The organism is Gemmatimonas aurantiaca T-27, assembly GCF_000010305.1.
Classification (GTDB): Bacteria; Gemmatimonadota; Gemmatimonadetes; order Gemmatimonadales; family Gemmatimonadaceae; genus Gemmatimonas; species Gemmatimonas aurantiaca.
In genome coordinates, this window is the sequence record NC_012489.1 from 1,082,586 (window position 1) to 1,099,029 (window position 16,444).

The window sequence follows — 16,444 nt, forward strand, 5'->3', positions numbered from 1 at the left end:
ACGGCGATGTCGCACGGCCCAGAGAACCCCGCAGTGGGATATGGCGCGTTACTCGACGCGGTCCGTGGGCTTCGGTGGCCCGCGCGCCGCGCCGTGGGCGCTGCGCCTCCGGGGGCCCATCGGTCGTCGCAGCGTGGTACGGCCGGCGAGTTCACGGAGTATCGCCTGTACCGACAGGGCGATGATCCGCGCGCGCTCGATTGGAAGCTGCTGGGGCGCAGTGATCGGGCATTCATCAAGCTCAGCGACGATCGGGCTCTGCTCACGACGTGGGTGGTGGTGGACGGCAGTGCCAGCATGGCATTCCCCGAGAAGTCATCGGGCTCACGCAGCAAATTCCGTATGGCCTGTGATGTCGCCATCGGATTGGCGGCCGTCGTGCATGCGTCGAGTGACCCGATTGGTGTGATCGTCACCCACGCAGACGGTGTGTCGCGCATGCCTCCGCGCACACGACGCGGCGCGGTGCCAGAGATTGCCCGCGTACTCGACGGCGTCTCGTGTGGTGGTACGGACGCCCTCACACCCACCGTGGCGTCGCTGTCATCCAACGCCCGCATCGTTTGCCTCACCGATTGCCTCGGCGATCAGGACGCCTTGCTGCGCGCGGCGGCAGCGCTCACGGCCGCGGGGGCGCAGTTCGAGTGTGTGCACGTGGTGGCCGCCGAGGAACTTTTGCTGCCGTCAGGCGCTCATCTCGTGCGCGATCCGGAGTCTGCCGAAGCGCGCGCGGAAGGCGTGGTGCTGCCGGCCCGCGAACGCACCGCGTACACGCAGGCCTTCGGCGCCTTCCGCGATGCCACGCGCCAGCGCTGGCGCGCGATCGGGGCTGGTTACACGGAAGTGCACACGAACCAGGAACCCGCCCGTGCTGTGCGCGCGGTGGTGGTGGGCGCCGGATCGTGCTGAGCTTCGGGGTGCCCTGGGTGATGGGAGTGGCCGTCGCGGCAGCGTTGGTGATTGCCGCGTTGCATTTGCTGTCGGTGCGACAGCCGCCAACGCTGTGGTTGCCAACGGCGCGTTTTGTGGAAGCCGGCGATGCACGTGCGGTGGCGCGCAGACCGCGTCCGAACGATCTGCTGTTGCTGGCCCTGCGTATTGCTGCGCTGCTGCTCGCTGGCGCCGCGCTGGCCGGCGCACGATGCCACGCCGGTGGTCCGGGTGGTGTGCACCTCGTGGTGGCCGACTCCACCTTTCGCGCCGACTCGGCCGTCTGGTGGCCAGCGATCGCCGCGGGGACGCGCAATGCGCCTGGTGATCGATCTTCTGAAGTGGCAACAGACGACGTGATGCAGGTGGTCTGGAGTGCTGGAGTGCGCACCGACCCCGGCGCCGCACTGGTGACGGCGCAGCGCGAGGCCTCCCGTATCGCCGCGTCCGACGCGGCGGTGGAGCGCATTGCGTTGACCGTCGTGCTGCCAGCCCAGGTACGCTCGACACGTGGATGGCAGGCGTGGCGCGCGGCCTGGCCTGGTGACGTGCGTGTGATCCCGCATGAGCACCCAAGCGCGCGCGACGCGGCGCTTGCGGACAGCTCGGCTGGCCGAATGAGGTTCGCGGTAGCGGTGCGTTCGTCGCTGGAAGATGATCCGGTGACTGCGGCGTTTGCCGATGTGCGCACGGCGCGTCCGGTGGTCATCGAGCGTGATTCGCTGCCCGAGACGATGGTGTCGCAAGGGGACACCATCGTTGTGCATTGGCCACGAGTGGGTGCGCCGCGTGGTTGGCACCCACGCACACCTGCCGACAGCGCAGGCGGTGTGGCCGCGATGGAGGTGGCGTTGATCGCACCCTTTGTGCGCGCGTATCGCCACGAAGCCGATAGCACCCAGCGAGAGCATCCGCTGGTGTGGTGGACCGATGGTGAGGTGGCGGCTGTCGAGCGCACGACCGATGGTCGCTGCACCCGCGCCGTGTATCTGCCCGTTACAGCAGGCAGCGACCAACTGCAAGGCGCCGCGGCGGCCGGTCTGCGCACCGCGCTCACGGCACCCTGCGGCACCACATTGGTATCGACCGAAGGATTGGGTGACAGCAGCATGGCACGACCTGCCGCGGCGGACCAGTTCCGTCGCGCCGGCAGTGTGTCGACGCGCAGCGAACCGTGGTGGCTCACACCACTGTTGTTGGTGGCTGCACTCAGTCTGCTGGTGGTCGAGCAGGTGATGCGCCGCCGCGAGGTATCCGCGTGAATCGCACCACGCCCATGCACGATGGCACGCCTGCGGCCAAGGATGTCGACGATCTGGTGGCACAGGTCGACGGGGTCCGTCATGCGTTGACGCGCGCGCAGCATGGTCGGGCACTGCTGCTTGCCCTCGGTGTCGCGCTCGGCGTCGCGATTGTCATGCGGACGGTGACCATCGCGCTCGGCGCGTCCGCGTCTTCAGTTGTGCTGACCGGTGTGGCGCTGCTGATCGGTGCGGCGGCGTGGTGGTGGTTGCGTCCGCGTCGTTCCCCCACGCGTGCCATCGCCGCGCTGTGGATCGAAGAGCGTCAGTCCATGTCACCATCGTTCGCTCTGGTGACGTTGGTCGAACACGCCAACACTCCCGCGATCCGGCAGGAGACCACACCGCTGTTGCAGGCTTCGCAGCAGATTCTGCGTGGCGTGCACGTTGGTGACGGTCTGCAAACTGTGCGGTGGCGCGCCTGGCGCGGACCGTTCGCCTTCGTGGCGGCGGGCTTGGCCGTCCTCGCATTCTCGAACGTGTCGCACCGCATCGTGCCCGAGCGCGTGCGTCGCGCGATGCCGGCCGCCACCGGTGTGCCGGCGGGCAGTGATGTGCCGCTCGGTGCCTGGCAGGTGCGCGTCACACCACCCGCGTATGTGGGTGGCCGCGTGCAAACGTCCGGGGACGTGGCATCCATTGCCGCATTGGCTGGCAGCACAGTGGAGATTGTCGGTGACGGTGCGGCTCCGGAGGTGTTTTCAGGGCGCCCAGAGTCGACGGTGACCGTGCCGGTCGCAACACAGGTGCGAGACGGCGATTGGTCCGCGCGCACCGTGGCCGACAGCGCCCCCAGCACGATGCACGTCGCGCGGGGAGGGCGAAGCCGTCTGTTGGTGATTGAAGGGCGTGCCGACACCATTCCGGCGGTCACGCTGGACGCACCAGCCCGCGACAGTGTGTTTCGTGAAGCCCGCGGCACGTTGACGCTGGCCGCGTCAGCACGTGACGACATCGGTCTCACGCGCGCGGCGTTCGAGCTCATTGTGAGTTCTGGGGAAGGCGAACGTTTCACCGTACGCACGGTGGCGATCGGCACCACGACCTGGCCCAATACGGCACGGCAGCGACAGGCCACGGTGCGGGCCACACTCGATATCGCCGCGCTCAAGCTGGTGCCAGGTGACATCGTGCACCTGCGGGCGATCGCGCGCGATGGACATCCTTCGCCAACACGGGACGTGGGCAGCAGTGAGACCCGTGTGTTCCGCATCGCCAAACCCAGCGAATACGATTCGGTGGCGGTGGAGCCTGCACCGCCGCCGGAAGTGGACAAGTCGTTGCTGAGTCAGCGCATGCTGTTGATGCTCACCGAAAAGCTCGATCGTCAGCGTCCCCGTCTGGCCCGGGCCGACGTGGTCCGTGAATCGCAGAAACTGGCGCGCGACCAGGCACGTCTGCGGTTGGCCGTCGGGGATGTGATCTTCCAGCGTCTGTCGGGTGAGTCGTCGGCGGAACATGCGCATTCAGCCGACGATGGTCATGACCACGGCATCGACCAGCAGGGTGGAAAGCTCAGCATGAACAGTGCGAGCACCAACGGCATGTTGGAGGAAGGCAACGACTCGCCGGTGGTGGCCATCAACAAGCCGCTACTCGAAGCCTACAATGCGATGTGGGACGCCGGCCGAGCCCTCGAGCAGGGAGATCCGCACGGTGCGATTCCGCCGATGCGTCTGGCGCTCGAAGCGATCGAACGGTCGCGCGCAGCTTCGCGCGTGTATCTGAGGGGACGTCCGCCGCAGGTGGTCATCGACATCGCCAAAGTTCGCCTGGTGGGCAAAGACACCGGCATGGTGGCCCAGCGGTCCCTGCGTTCGGCTTTGCCACGCCGCGATGTCGAGCGTGATGTGCGACTGGTGTCGATCGCGCAGTTGCTGGCGACCCGCGGCGCGGATGCTGGCACACTGGCCATCACGCGCAGTGCGGCCCGGGATTCGCTGGCGCTGTTGCGTGTGGAGACGCTGAGCGATGCCCCCGCATTTGCCGCCGCGCTGGGTCGTGTGCTCGAAGCGCTCGAGCGGGGTGACGATCTCACCCCGCTGCTAGTGGATGCGCGACGCACACTGGGCAACGTGGAGCGAGCGCCAGTCGGACGCTGGTCGCGGGTCCTGCCGCCATGAGCAGATTTGGCGAGACCGCGATGCCACACGCGTCCACGGAGCCGTTTATCTTCGCGACGGCGCAATACGAAAGTGGTGACTGGGATTCGGCACCCCTGGTGCCTGCCAACGTCATTGATTCGATCGCGCGCTACACATCCCTGCCGGTGCGCCCGCAGGGTGTGATCGTCCCTCTGGCTTCCGAAGCTGCGTTTCAGTACCCGCTGCTGTACCTCACCGGTCATTTGCCGGTGCGTTTCACGACGCGGGAAGCCGATGTGCTCACGCGGTATCTGGCCCGTGGCGGCATGCTGTTCGTGGATGACCACAACCACGATGTCGATGGGGCGTTCCACAAGACGGTGCGCGAGGAGATTCGCCGTGTGGCGGGCCCGCTGGTACAACTGCCCAACACCCACGAGCTCTATCGCTGCTTTTTCAAGTTCGACGATGGTCCTCCCACCACGTCGCACGAGATGAATGGGTGGGGCGACAACCTGGTGCATGAGCATCTCGAAGCCGTACTGCGTGATGGTCGCATCAGCGTGCTGTATTCGAACAAGGACTACAGCTCGGAATGGAGCTTCCATCCCGACAACAAACGTTTCCTGTCGATCGACAATACGAAGTTCGGCGTGAACCTGGTGGTGTATGCGCTCACGCGCTGATACGGTCGCGTCCGGCCGCCTGCTGTTCGAGCGCTGCTGTCGCGCGATCGCGTTCATGGCGTTGGGCGCCGGTGTGGTCGCGGCGTTCATGGCGCATCGCGTCGACGATCGTCGTGGTGCATCTCGGCTGGTGGCGCTGGGCACCGTTGGTGCGACCGATACGGCAGGTGAGCAAGGGGATGGTCCGACGGTCGCGCAGCGTGAGCTGGCTGTGCTGCAGCGGATGGTACAGGATCCTCGCACGGCGCACGACACCCTCTTGATGTCGCTCGACAAGCTGCCCACCTCGGCCACCCGCGCGGCACTGGGTGCCATGCAGTCTGCCGGACAGCCCATGACGTGGGTGGATCACACGCGTGCGTTGGGTCTGGCGCTCTCCATCACTCGCGACGCCACACCGCGCGCCACGTTCGATGTACGCGTGAGTCGGCCTGCCGCGAGTGTACTCACGTTGCGTGATGCCGGCGGACTGCTCGATTCCATTGGCGCGGCGTCCACCACCGACTCACTGACCACCGCCACGCCCCACGTTCCAACCGTCGACGGTTGGCGCATTGTTTCACTGACGGCGCCGGTGCGGGCGCGGGTGGGAGCATCAGTAGCCGTGCAGCAGGCGGTGGATTCCGCCTCGCCCAAGCGTGTGCTGGTGATGGCGCAGCCGGGATGGGAGAGCAAATTCACTATCGCAGCGCTCGAAGAATTGGGGTGGCTGGTGGATGGTGCACTGCGCATTTCCCCCACCGGTGTGTCCACCGTTGGCGCACCACAGCGCCTCGATACCGCGCGATACGCGGCGGTGGTGGTGCTCGACAGCATGGCCGTCGACGCGGCCCTTGTGCGCCGCTTCGTGATGCAAGGCGGAGGGTTGCTGTTGTCGGGCGATGCATTGCGTGTGCCGTCATTGGCCGCACTGCGGCCCGTCCGCGCGACGGAGATACGCAATGCCACGCCCGGCGCGCTGCTCACGTCGTCTCCGCGTCAGGGACTCGATGCCTGGGAGCTTGCGGTGGCCGCCGATGCGGAGCCTGTGTTGCGCGACGCGGGCTCTCATGGCCACGACGAAGTGGTGGTGGTGGCCCGACGCCTGGGTGCGGGACGGGTGGTGGCGTCGGCGTATCGGCAGAGCTGGCGCTGGCGCATGGAAGGCACCGATGACGGCATCACCGATCATCGCCGGTGGTGGGGGCGTCTGGTCGCACTCACGGTACCCGAGGGGGTGCGGGTGGCTCCCGCCGTGGGAGCCTGGCCGGGTGACGTGGCGCCCTACGCGGACCTCGTCGCCCTGGCTGGTGCACCGCTCGACTCGTTGCCGGCGATGAACCGGGCGAATGGCGGCTCACGTGGTTTCGGGGGGCAGGTGCCGGCGATACTCTTTGTGCTGGCCGCCCTGACGTTGCTCGCCGAGTGGGCGTCGCGGCGACTTCGTGGACTGCGCTAGGATCTCCCCCGCCGCTGGGCATCGATGACCGAAACTGCGGGACCCGCCTCCGGATCTGCCACCGTCGCACTTCTTTCGCATTCCGACTGCGGTCGTCATGACACGGGGTGGGAGCATCCCGAACATGTCGGTCGCTTGCGGGCGATTCCGCGCGCCCTGCGGGAACGTCAGGCGTTGTTCGAACGTCTGCTGCACCTCGAAGGTCGGCACGCCACCGTGGACGAACTCGCGTTGGCACACGACCGGGGGTACATCGCGCGGGTGCATGATCTGGTGCAGTCGGGTGGTGGACGTCTCGACCCCGACACGGTGGTCAGCGAGGGCTCATGGGATGCCGCCACGGCAGGCGCTGGTTGCTTGCTCGATGGCGTCGACATGGCATTCGACGGTCGCGCGGTGCGCAGCTTCAGTGCCGTGCGTCCCCCGGGGCATCATGCCCTGCGCGACCGGGCGATGGGGTTCTGTCTGTTCGGCAACGTGGCCATTGCCGCGCACTACGCGCTGGCGCATCACGCGTGTGAGCGGGTGCTGATCATCGACTGGGATGTGCATCACGGCAACGGCACGCAGGCGCTGGTCGAAGACGAGCCGCGCATCCACTTCGTGTCCATGCATCAGTGGCCGTGGTACCCTGGCACTGGCGCGGCGGACGATCGGGGGCCGCATGACACCGTGTGGAATGTGCCTATGCCGCCGTCACTCGAGCCGGCGCGCTATCGGGAGGCGTTGTTGCAGGCGATCGATCGGGCCACTGAAGGCTTCACCCCGGATCTCGTGATCCTCAGTGCCGGCTTCGACTGTCTCGAGGGGGACCCACTCGGCGCGTTCACACTCACGCTTGATGATGTCCATCTGCTGACACGAGCTCTCGTGGAGCGCGCAGAGGGGTGGTGCGGCGGACGGCTGGTGAGTGCGCTGGAGGGAGGATACGCCCCGGATCCGGTGGCGCAGGCCGTGATGGTCCATGTGGAGGCACTGCTGTGACCCGTATCGTCCCCACGTCTGATCCGCATCGACCGGATCCGCTGCCGCGCACCGTGTACCGCGCACGGGGCGGTGGCGAGGTCATCGACTGTCATCCGCGCGAGGTCTCGCAGTTGCTGGCCGAAGGCGGCCCGCTGTGGGTGGACATCGATTCCACGGTGCGATCGCAACACGCGTTGCTCGAAAAGGTATTCCACTTCCATCCACTGGCGGTGGAGGACACGCTCAATCCGAATTCCCGCGTCAAGATCGAGGAGTACGAAGGCTTCCTGTTCATCATCATCCGCGGCGTATCACTCGCTTCGGGCACGGATGACCCGTACGACCTCGAGACCAAGGATCTGTACTGCTTTCTCGGCTCCAACTACCTCGTGACGGTGCATGCGGGGCCGATGGAATCGGTCGATCGCATCTCGGACGTCATCCGACGCTCCCCGGACCTGCTCAACCGCGGCGTGGAGCGCGTGTTACACGCCATCCTCGACGATACCGTGGATGCGTACTTCCCGATCCTCGAGCAGATCGATGCATTCATCGATGGCCTCGAAGAACGGGTGTTCGTGGAGTTCGACGATACCGCACTGCGCGACCTGTTCCAGGTGAAGCGGCTGGTGTTGTCGCTGCGGCGCTATCTGCAGCCGTCCCGTGAAGTCATGAACGTGTTGACCAACCGGCCCAGCACGCTGATCACACCGGAAGTGCAGATCTATTTCCGGGATATCTACGATCATGTGCTGCGCATCAACGACGCGCTGGACACCTATCGCGAATTGTTGAGCAGTACGATGGACTCGTACCTCACGCAGGTCTCCAACCGTCTGGGGACCACGACCAAGGCCCTGTCTCTGGTGGCCACGATGTCGCTGCCATTTGTGGTGGTGAGTGGTATGTGGGGGATGAATTTTTCGCATATTCCGCTGTCGGCATGGCCGCACGGTTTCTGGCTGTTGCTGGTCGTACAACTCGGATTGGGTCTGCTGCTACTTTGTTATCTGCGGTGGCGGCGGTGGCTGTGATGGTGTTTCCGGCCGCTGCCGGCTTTTCTCCTCTACCGGTGCGCGATGTTCTGCCCTGACTGCGGGACCTGGAATCGAGCGGCGGCGGCCAAATGCACGCGCTGTGGTTCGCCGTTGCCAGAAGTCTCGGCGCCGCCCATCGACATTCCCGATGAGGAACTGCGCGAGCTGCGCCACGCCACCGGAAACCGATACACGGTGGTGAAGCGCCTCGGCAGCGGCGGTATGGCGCATGTCTATCTCGCACGCCATGCCGTGCTCGGGCGTCCGCTGGTGATCAAAGTGCTGCACCGCACCTTGGCCCAGGAGGCGGAAATGCGTGAGCGCTTCCGACGGGAAGCCGAAGCCGCCGCGCGGCTGGTGCATCCGTACATCTGCGCCATCGCCGACATGGGCACCTCGGGCGACATCGAGTACCTGGCCATGCCGTACTACGCCGGTGGGTCACTGGCCGACCTGCTGTCGCGTCGCAAAACGGTCAGCGCTTCAACGGCCGCGTCCATTGCGGTGCAGGTGGCCAGTGGGCTCGACTATGCGCATCGCCATGGGGTGGTGCACCGCGACATCAAGCCCGACAATATCCTCTTCGACGAAGATGGCAATGTCGCGCTCACCGATTTTGGTATCGCCACTGCCCGATTCCATGGTCGTCTGACAGCGAGTGGCCGCGCGATGGGTACGCCACACTACATGTCGCCTGAACAGGCCATGGGGCGTCTGGTGGACGGTCGCAGTGATTTATACGCGGTCGGGCTCCTGCTGTACGAGATGCTGCTTGGCCATCCGCCGTTCGATGGGGAAGACTCCTACGCGGTGGGGTACAAACACGTGCACGAAACACCCCTCGCACCGGATCAGGTGGACACCCGCGTGCCGGCAGCACTCAGTGCGATCGTGATGAAGTGCCTCAACAAGCAGGCCGCCGAACGATACGATCGTGGGTTCGAGCTCGCCGACGCGCTGGTGCAGTTTCTCTCCGCCGGCGGGGGCCTGGACTACCGGAACGCGCGCATCGCACGCGCCACCGGTCTGACACCGCTCTGATCTTCGTACGTCCTCTTTCGCCCACTCCGACTCGCGCCGCTCATGCAGTTGCTCGCTGAAATCGTCACGGTTCACACGAAACACCCGTTCATCATCGCCCGCGGTGGACAGAGCGAGTATCAGGTGGTGTGGGTGCGCCTGATCGATGCGGATGGGGCGGAAGGGTGGGGCGAGGCATCGCCCAGCAAGTACTACGGAGAAACCGCCGACACCGTGATGGTGGCGCTGCAGCGATTTGCGCCGGTACTGGCTGGTGCGGATGCGTGGTCCATCGAGGCCATCGAGCGCGAGCTGGAGAAGGCTATGCGGTGGAACGCCGCCGCCCGCTGCGCCGTGAGCGCGGCGTTGCACGATCTGGCGGCGCGCCGTCTTGGCGTACCGTTGTGGAAGATGTGGGGACTCGATCGCCAGGCCACGCCGATTTCGAGTTTCACCATTGGCATTGCCCCCGATGCGGCCACGTTGCGCGCACGGGTACGTGAAGCCGCGCACTACCCGCTGCTCAAGATCAAGCTCGGTTCATCGTGGGATCGTGAGGTGCTGCGCATCGTGCGCGAGGAAGCACCCAAGGCTCAGTTGCGCGTGGACGCCAACGCCGCGTGGACGGCCAAGCAGGCGCTCGGCATGCTGGACGTGCTGAACGAAGTGGGCGTGGACATGCTGGAGCAGCCACTGCCACCCCAGGAATTGGCCGGACTGCGCTTCGTGCGCGAGCGGTCGAACATTCCGGTGGTGGCCGATGAATCCTGCCTGGTGGCCAGCGACATCCCGAAGCTCGAGGGTATTGTCGACGGCGTGAACATCAAGCTGGCCAAGTGTGGCTCCCTGCGCGAAGCGCTGCGCATGATTGCCGTGGCACGTGCGCATGGGATGCGCGTCATGTGCGGTTGCATGATCGAAACCACGCTCGGCATCGCGGCCGCGGCACACTTCTCGCCACTGCTCGACGACGCAGACCTCGACGGCGCGGCGTTGCTGTCCGACGATCCGTTCGATGGTCCCGGCATCCCCGACGGACGTGTGGTGCTCGGCGATGCGCCGGGGCTCGGTGTCACCCGACGTGCCGGGAACTGATTCCGATACTCCGCGCTGCATAGAAGTTGCACTCGCGGTTCCGCTCTTTCGCACCTTCACCTACACGGTGCCCGCGGGCATCGCGTGGCCGGTGGCGGTGGGAAGTCGGGTGCTCGTGCCATTCCGCAATCGGGCCGAGATTGGCATCTGTCTGGGGCCCGGCACTGCACCGGAAGGCGTACGTCTCAAGCCCATTGTGTCGGTGGTGGACAGCGAACCCTCGCTGCCAGGACCGCTGATCGATACGGCGCAGTGGATTGCCGATTGGTACGCGGCGCCCATCGGACTCACGCTGCGTGGCATGTTGCCCACGTTGCTGCTGCAGACAAAAACGCCCACACCGAGGGCAAAAACCCAACGCGTGGTGCGTGTGGTGCAGGAGCTGCCCTCGCTGTTGCAGCGTGAACAGACCTTTGCGCGGGCCAGGCAGCAGCGCGTGGTGTATGACTTGCTCGAAGCGCAGGGCGGCGTAGCGCCTGTCGATGCGCTACTCGTGCAAGCCAACTGCACGGCCGGCGTGATCGTGGCCATGGTCAAACGTGGCATCGTGGAAGTGAAGCAGGAGGTGGTGGAACGCGATCCGTTTGCCAATCGGGCCGGTGTGGCACCACCACCGGAACCGAGTGCGTCGCAGCGCGCGGCGATTGCTGCGATTCTGGCCGGTGATCCCGGTCAGGTGTTTCTGCTGCACGGCATCACGGGCAGCGGCAAGACGCTGGTGTATATCGAGGTCCTCCGTGCCGTGCTGCAGCAGCCGGGTCGTACGGCCATCGTGCTCGTGCCCGAGATCGCCCTCACCTCACAAACGGTCGATCGCTTCCGGGGAGCATTCGGCGACAGTGTAGCCGTGCTGCATTCGGCACTCAGTGATGGCGAACGACTCGACGCGTGGCAATCACTGCGCCGCGGTGAACGTCGCATCGCCGTGGGCGCACGCTCGGCGCTGTTCGCTCCGCTCGAGCGTGTGGGCGTGGTGATCGTCGACGAAGAACACGAAGGCAGCTACAAGCAGGCCGAAACGCCCCGCTATCATGCACGCGAGGCCGCCATTGTGCGTGCGCGTGCCGAGGGGGCACTGGTGGTACTCGGCAGTGCCACGCCGAGTCTCGAGAGTTGGGAGCGTGCCAATCGAGGACAGGCCACGCGGCTCACGCTTCCTGATCGGGCTGGTGGGGCATCATTGCCGCCGGTGCAACTCGTGGACATGCGCGCTGTGACGAAGATCGAGCGAGCCGGCCGTGCGCCACACGCGCCCTACGATCCGATGCTCGGTGTGCTGAGTCCCGCGCTGCTGAAGGCCATCGAGTCACGCATGGTGCGCGGAGAACAAACGCTGTTGCTGCTCAACCGGCGCGGATATGCGGCCTATCTGCAATGCCATGCGTGCGGTGATGTGCAGGTGTGCCCGCATTGCAGCATTTCGCTCACCTATCACCGCGTTCCGGAAGCACTGATCTGTCACTACTGCCAGTATCAGGCCGTCGTGCCCACGCACTGCGCACATTGTGGCACCGAATCCATCAGGCGTCGGGGCATGGGCACGCAGCAGGTGGAACGGCTGGTCGCTGAGCGGTTCCCCGAGGCCCGCATCGCGCGCATGGATGTGGACACCACCAGCGGCAAGTGGGCGCACACGCAGATCCTCGATCGGGTCGGGCGCGGTGAAGTGGATATCCTGCTCGGCACGCAGATGATCGCGAAAGGACTCGACTTCCCGAACGTCACGTTGGTCGGTGTGGTCGATGCCGATACCGGGCTCAATCTGCCGGATTTTCGCGCATCCGAACGCACGTTTCAGCTCCTGAGTCAGGTGGCCGGGCGCGCGGGACGCGGTCCCAAGGGCGGCGAGGTGATCGTGCAGACCCGCATGCCCGACGCACACGCGGTGCGCCACGCACTCACGCACGACTACCTCGGCTTTGTGCAGGAAGAGCTCGAGGCGAGACAGGTACCTGCGTATCCACCGTTTGTCGGGATCGCGAATGTGGTGGTGAGTGGTACTCACCAGCACCTGGTGGCCGAGGCGGCGATTGCGGCGGCGGTATGGGTACGCGCGCTGTTGGAGCGCCACGCCATTGCGGGGGTGTCCATTGTTGGGCCGGCACCATGTCCCATCGATCGCATCAAGGACCGCTGGCGCTGGCATTTCCTCGTGAAGACGGCGCAGCCGCGATTGCTCACGCGTCTGGCGCGCTATGTCGCCGAACGGGCGCCCGTGGGTACCGATGCCGCGCATCGCACGGCGGATGTGCGTCTCGTGGTCGATCGCGATCCGGTGTCGCTGCTGTAGGTCCGTGTAGGCCTCCGGCCGACCCGCCGTGGTTGGTGCCGATGGGTCGTGTGTAGATTGCAGCATGACTCACACGCTCTCCAAAATTCCGCCTTACGTCTTCTACGAACTCGACGCCCGCCGTGCCAGGCACCGTGCGGCGGGGAAGACGCTGATCGATGTCGGTATCGGTAGTCCTGATGGACCGATCCCGTCGGTGGTGGTGGAGACGATGCAGCGTGTGGCCGCCGATCGGGCCCTGAGCGGATATCCGTACTTTCAGGCACACCCCACCTTTACGGCCGCCGTGACCGGCTACATGCAGTCACGATTCCAGGTGGCATTGGATCCGGCGCGTGAGGTGTTGGCGCTGGCCGGTTCGAAGGAAGGCATCGCCGAGTTGGTGCTCTCGCACGCCGAACCGGGTGACGTGGTGCTGGTGCCCGAGGTGTACTACCCGGTGTATGCGCGCTCCACGCTGTTGGCTGGAGCCGAACCCGTGTTCGTGCCTTTCCTCGCCGATGGCCGTCTCGATCTGGACGCCATCACACCGGATCAGGCACGCCGCGCGCGGGTGATGATCATCAACTACCCGGGCAACCCCACCACCACATCGGTCACGCTCGACGAATTGGCGCGGTATGTGGCGTTTGCCGAACAACACGACATTCTGCTGCTGTCCGACCTGGCCTACAGCGAGTTGTCGTTCGATGGCTATGTGGTGCCCAGCGTGTTGCAGGTGCCGGGCGCATCGCGGGTGGCGGTCGAGACCCACACCTGCAGCAAGAGCTTCAACATGGCCGGTGTGCGTATTGCGTTTGTGGCGGGCAAGCAGGAGGCCATTGCCCGTCTCGATGCCTATCGCTCCAACATCGGGTACGGCGTATCGACGCTGTCGCAGTTGGCTGGAGCCACGGCGTTTGCGCATGCCGCTGAGTTGGTGCCTCCCATCGTGACAGAATATCGCGCGCGTCGGGATCGACTGGTGGCGGCCATGCGCGCTGGCGGCTGGGATGTGGCATCACCCGCCGCCACGATGTACCTGTGGCTCGATGTGCCCGCCGGATTCGACGACTGGGGCTGGGTGGACGCCCTGATGGCCGGTCCTGGTGTGGTGGTGACACCAGGCATCGCGTTTGGTGACGCGGGGCGTGGGAAATTCCGCGTATCGTTGGTGCAAAACGGGGATACACTGGCCGCTGCGGCGGCCGGCATCACGTCCACCGTGCCCGCCTGATCCTTGTCGGCCGCATCGTGGGGATACGACAAAGGGGCTCACCGTGTGAGCCCCTTTTCGTTCGTTGCGCGATGATCAGCGATTATTTCGCGGGCGCCGGGGTGGGCTCCTTGAGCGCGATATCCCACTGCACCTGCACCTCGTTCTCGATCGGATTCACGGCGCTGTCGTACGTCACGCCGAAGTCCTTGCGCAGCAGGGTGAACTGGCCGCGGAATCGTCCTGCGCCTTTCTCGTAAAACACCACTGTCGCCGGCACCGTGATGCGCTTGGTCACGCCACGCACGGTGAGATCACCCACCACGTCCACCTTGTTGGCCGCGGTCGATGTCACGCTGACCGACTTGAACGTGATGGTCGGGTACTTGGCCACATCGAAGAAGTCGGGGCTGCGCAGGTGATTGTCGCGCATTTCCACCCGGGTGTTGATGCTCGCGGCTTCGATGGTGATGGATACCGATGACGCGGCCGCGTTGGCGGCGTCGATCTTCACGTCGGCGTCCCACTTGCCGAAGTAGCCATGCGCGCTGAGCATGCGGGAGTCGGCCACGAAGTTGATCTCACTGTGGGCCTTGTCGATGACATGCGGCTTGGCCTCGGGCAGCGGGCGGGCCGCGACGAGCATCGGGAGCGCCAACACAGCGGCGGCGCGGGCAAACGGAGCAGAGAACACGGATTCCTCGGGATTGGTAGAAGTCCAAACGGTAATTGTTTGGGCAGTAGTATAGAACTAAGATAAACTAGTTGCTGTGCAACGCAAGTGGCTGCTCACGTGGTGGTTGGTTCGGGGCACAGCGGGCTTCAGCGCCCTGCTATCTTCCAGATTCTTGCCGTGCCCGCTGGATGGGCCCGGCGACTGGTCTGTTGGCCAGTCTTTCGCCGATAAACGCTCCGCCCGCATCCGTGTCCGACGACGTTCTGCATACCGATTCTCAGCCAGTGGCGGCCAGTCTCCCCGATCGCGCCGACGCGCCCGTTTCGGAGGTCACTGAGCGTTTCTTGCGGGCGGTCATCGCGGAAATCCCCGTGGAGCGCATCGAGGAACTGCACCTGTTCTCTCCGCTTCGGCAGGGCACGCTCGAGACCGGGATTGCGGTGATCGCGCTGCGTGCCTCGGCGCCGGTCGCTCAGGCCGATGGGGAAGACGACGTCAATGCGGCGCCGGAGCTGCCGTTTGCCGACGCCGACGCCGTGGAGGCGATCGAAGACACGCTGACCGAGTTCGTTGCCGATGACATCATCGTGGTCGATGCCATCGTGGAGTCGGTGATCGATGATGTTGCGGGCGATGACGCCGCGGACGAAAGCCTCGCCGGTGAGGTGACCGTCGATGCCGACGCCACGGGTGAACCGGCGGTGGCCGAAGACGTGATCGCGGACAACCTCGTGATCGAAGAGGCCGTTGTCGAAGTCATCGAGGAAGAGAGCCCTTACGCCGACGAACCGATCGTCGGCGTGGATCCCGCCACGGTCGCTGATGATGTCGTTGACGACGTCGATGCTGATGTCGTCGCCGCCGACGCGAGCGCGAACGAGGTCCATCTCCCCGATGCCACCGGCACCCCGGAAGACGAAGACGGAAGCGAGGCTGAAGCGGCAATCGTGCTGGCGGTGGAAGTCGCACCGCGCCCACCGCGTCACACCGTCTACACGGCACGTTATCGCTACATCATCAAGGGGCCCGAGCGCGGCAAGTGGGAATCGAGCGTGAAGGCCGAAGCAGACGCGCCGCTCATCACCGTGGAGACGGTGGTGCGTGGGGTGCAGCGACGCGCAGGTGAAGAATCGGAGATCGTGCGATACTCGGGAGCTCAGATCGCACGTGCACTCCGTATCACGCTACCGGTGGCGTAGCTCGCATGGCCGGACACGGTGACGCAGCGCATGCCCAGGCGGATGCGGCGGCCATTGCGGCCGACCGCAGTGCGTTTCGTGCGTTCCTGCGCGACCACAATCTGCCGGCCACGTCGCAACGTCTGGCCATTGCCGATGTGGTGCTTGGCACCGATCGCCACCTGTCGGCGGAAGAGATCGCCGCTGAGCTGAAAATGACGGGTGCCACGGCCGGTACGGCCACGGTGTATCGCACGCTCGAAGTGCTGGTGCGCAGTGGCCTCGTGGTGGAGCGCGATTTTGGTGAGGGCTTCAAGCGTTATGAAGCCTCACGCGGCGTGCCCAATCACGAGCACCTCATCTGCACCATGTGCGGCAAGGTCACCGAGTTTCGCGATGAACGACTCGAGCGCATGACCACCCTGCTCGCAGAGGCGCACGACTTCTCGCGTCAGCGCCATCGGTTGGTGATTTACGGGCTCTGTGGAAGCTGTCGACGGGGCAATAGCCGGTAACGGCTGCCCCTGTCTTTGCGCGTCCCCCACAGA

The 16,444-nt window shown here is 65.4% G+C and carries 14 protein-coding genes; 13 read left to right on the forward strand and 1 reads right to left on the reverse strand.

Annotated elements, in window-relative coordinates; translation table 11 throughout:
• Positions 1-6: 6 nt before the first annotated feature.
• From GAU_RS04680 to GAU_RS04730, 11 genes are all read left to right on the forward strand, one after another.
• Complete coding sequence (locus GAU_RS04680) at positions 7-909, forward strand: DUF58 domain-containing protein (RefSeq protein WP_012682405.1); 903 nt, start codon at positions 7-9, stop codon at positions 907-909.
• Entirely contained in the window at positions 903-2,192 is a 1,290-nt protein-coding gene (locus GAU_RS04685) for a hypothetical protein (RefSeq protein WP_156798906.1), read from the forward strand. The genes GAU_RS04680 and GAU_RS04685 overlap by 7 nt, the downstream gene beginning before the upstream one ends.
• A complete protein-coding gene (locus tag GAU_RS04690) occupies positions 2,189-4,354 on the forward strand; it encodes a DUF4175 family protein (RefSeq protein ID WP_012682407.1) in 2,166 nt (721 codons plus the stop codon). The genes GAU_RS04685 and GAU_RS04690 overlap by 4 nt, the downstream gene beginning before the upstream one ends.
• Positions 4,351-5,001, forward strand: a complete 651-nt coding sequence (locus GAU_RS04695; protein ID WP_012682408.1) for a DUF4159 domain-containing protein — start codon at positions 4,351-4,353, stop codon at positions 4,999-5,001. Before GAU_RS04690 ends, GAU_RS04695 begins: the two co-directional genes overlap by 4 nt.
• Complete coding sequence (locus GAU_RS04700; protein WP_012682409.1) at positions 4,985-6,439, forward strand: hypothetical protein; 1,455 nt, start codon at positions 4,985-4,987, stop codon at positions 6,437-6,439. The genes GAU_RS04695 and GAU_RS04700 overlap by 17 nt, the downstream gene beginning before the upstream one ends.
• Before the next feature lie 24 nt (positions 6,440-6,463).
• A complete protein-coding gene (locus tag GAU_RS04705) occupies positions 6,464-7,423 on the forward strand; it encodes a histone deacetylase family protein (protein WP_012682410.1) in 960 nt (319 codons plus the stop codon).
• Positions 7,420-8,439: a magnesium/cobalt transporter CorA gene (corA, locus tag GAU_RS04710; RefSeq protein ID WP_012682411.1), complete on the forward strand. Its 1,020-nt coding sequence runs from the start codon at positions 7,420-7,422 to the stop codon at positions 8,437-8,439. The genes GAU_RS04705 and corA overlap by 4 nt, the downstream gene beginning before the upstream one ends.
• Before the next feature lie 114 nt (positions 8,440-8,553).
• The gene (locus GAU_RS04715; protein WP_012682412.1) at positions 8,554-9,483 is read left to right on the forward strand and encodes a serine/threonine-protein kinase; all 930 of its coding nucleotides are present in this window, start codon (positions 8,554-8,556) and stop codon (positions 9,481-9,483) included.
• 42 nt (positions 9,484-9,525) lie between these two features.
• Positions 9,526-10,557, forward strand: coding sequence for a dipeptide epimerase (locus GAU_RS04720; RefSeq protein ID WP_012682413.1), 1,032 nt, complete (start codon positions 9,526-9,528; stop codon positions 10,555-10,557).
• Complete coding sequence (gene priA / locus GAU_RS04725; RefSeq protein ID WP_052574239.1) at positions 10,517-12,847, forward strand: replication restart helicase PriA; 2,331 nt, start codon at positions 10,517-10,519, stop codon at positions 12,845-12,847. The genes GAU_RS04720 and priA overlap by 41 nt, the downstream gene beginning before the upstream one ends.
• Before the next feature lie 64 nt (positions 12,848-12,911).
• On the forward strand, positions 12,912-14,063 hold the full coding sequence (locus GAU_RS04730; protein WP_052574240.1) for an aminotransferase class I/II-fold pyridoxal phosphate-dependent enzyme: 1,152 nt from the start codon (positions 12,912-12,914) through the stop codon (positions 14,061-14,063).
• A gap of 82 nt (positions 14,064-14,145) precedes the next feature.
• Here GAU_RS04730 and GAU_RS04735 read toward each other — a convergent pair whose 3' ends face one another.
• On the reverse strand, positions 14,146-14,736 hold the full coding sequence (locus tag GAU_RS04735; protein WP_052574241.1) for a YceI family protein: 591 nt from the start codon (positions 14,734-14,736) through the stop codon (positions 14,146-14,148).
• 230 nt (positions 14,737-14,966) lie between these two features.
• Here GAU_RS04735 and GAU_RS04740 point away from each other — a divergent pair, with 230 nt between their 5' ends.
• Both GAU_RS04740 and GAU_RS04745 read left to right on the forward strand, forming a co-directional pair.
• The gene (locus GAU_RS04740) at positions 14,967-15,917 is read left to right on the forward strand and encodes a hypothetical protein (RefSeq protein WP_041265258.1); all 951 of its coding nucleotides are present in this window, start codon (positions 14,967-14,969) and stop codon (positions 15,915-15,917) included.
• Between the two features lie 5 nt (positions 15,918-15,922).
• Complete coding sequence (locus GAU_RS04745) at positions 15,923-16,411, forward strand: Fur family transcriptional regulator (RefSeq protein ID WP_012682418.1); 489 nt, start codon at positions 15,923-15,925, stop codon at positions 16,409-16,411.
• Positions 16,412-16,444 lie beyond the last annotated feature (33 nt).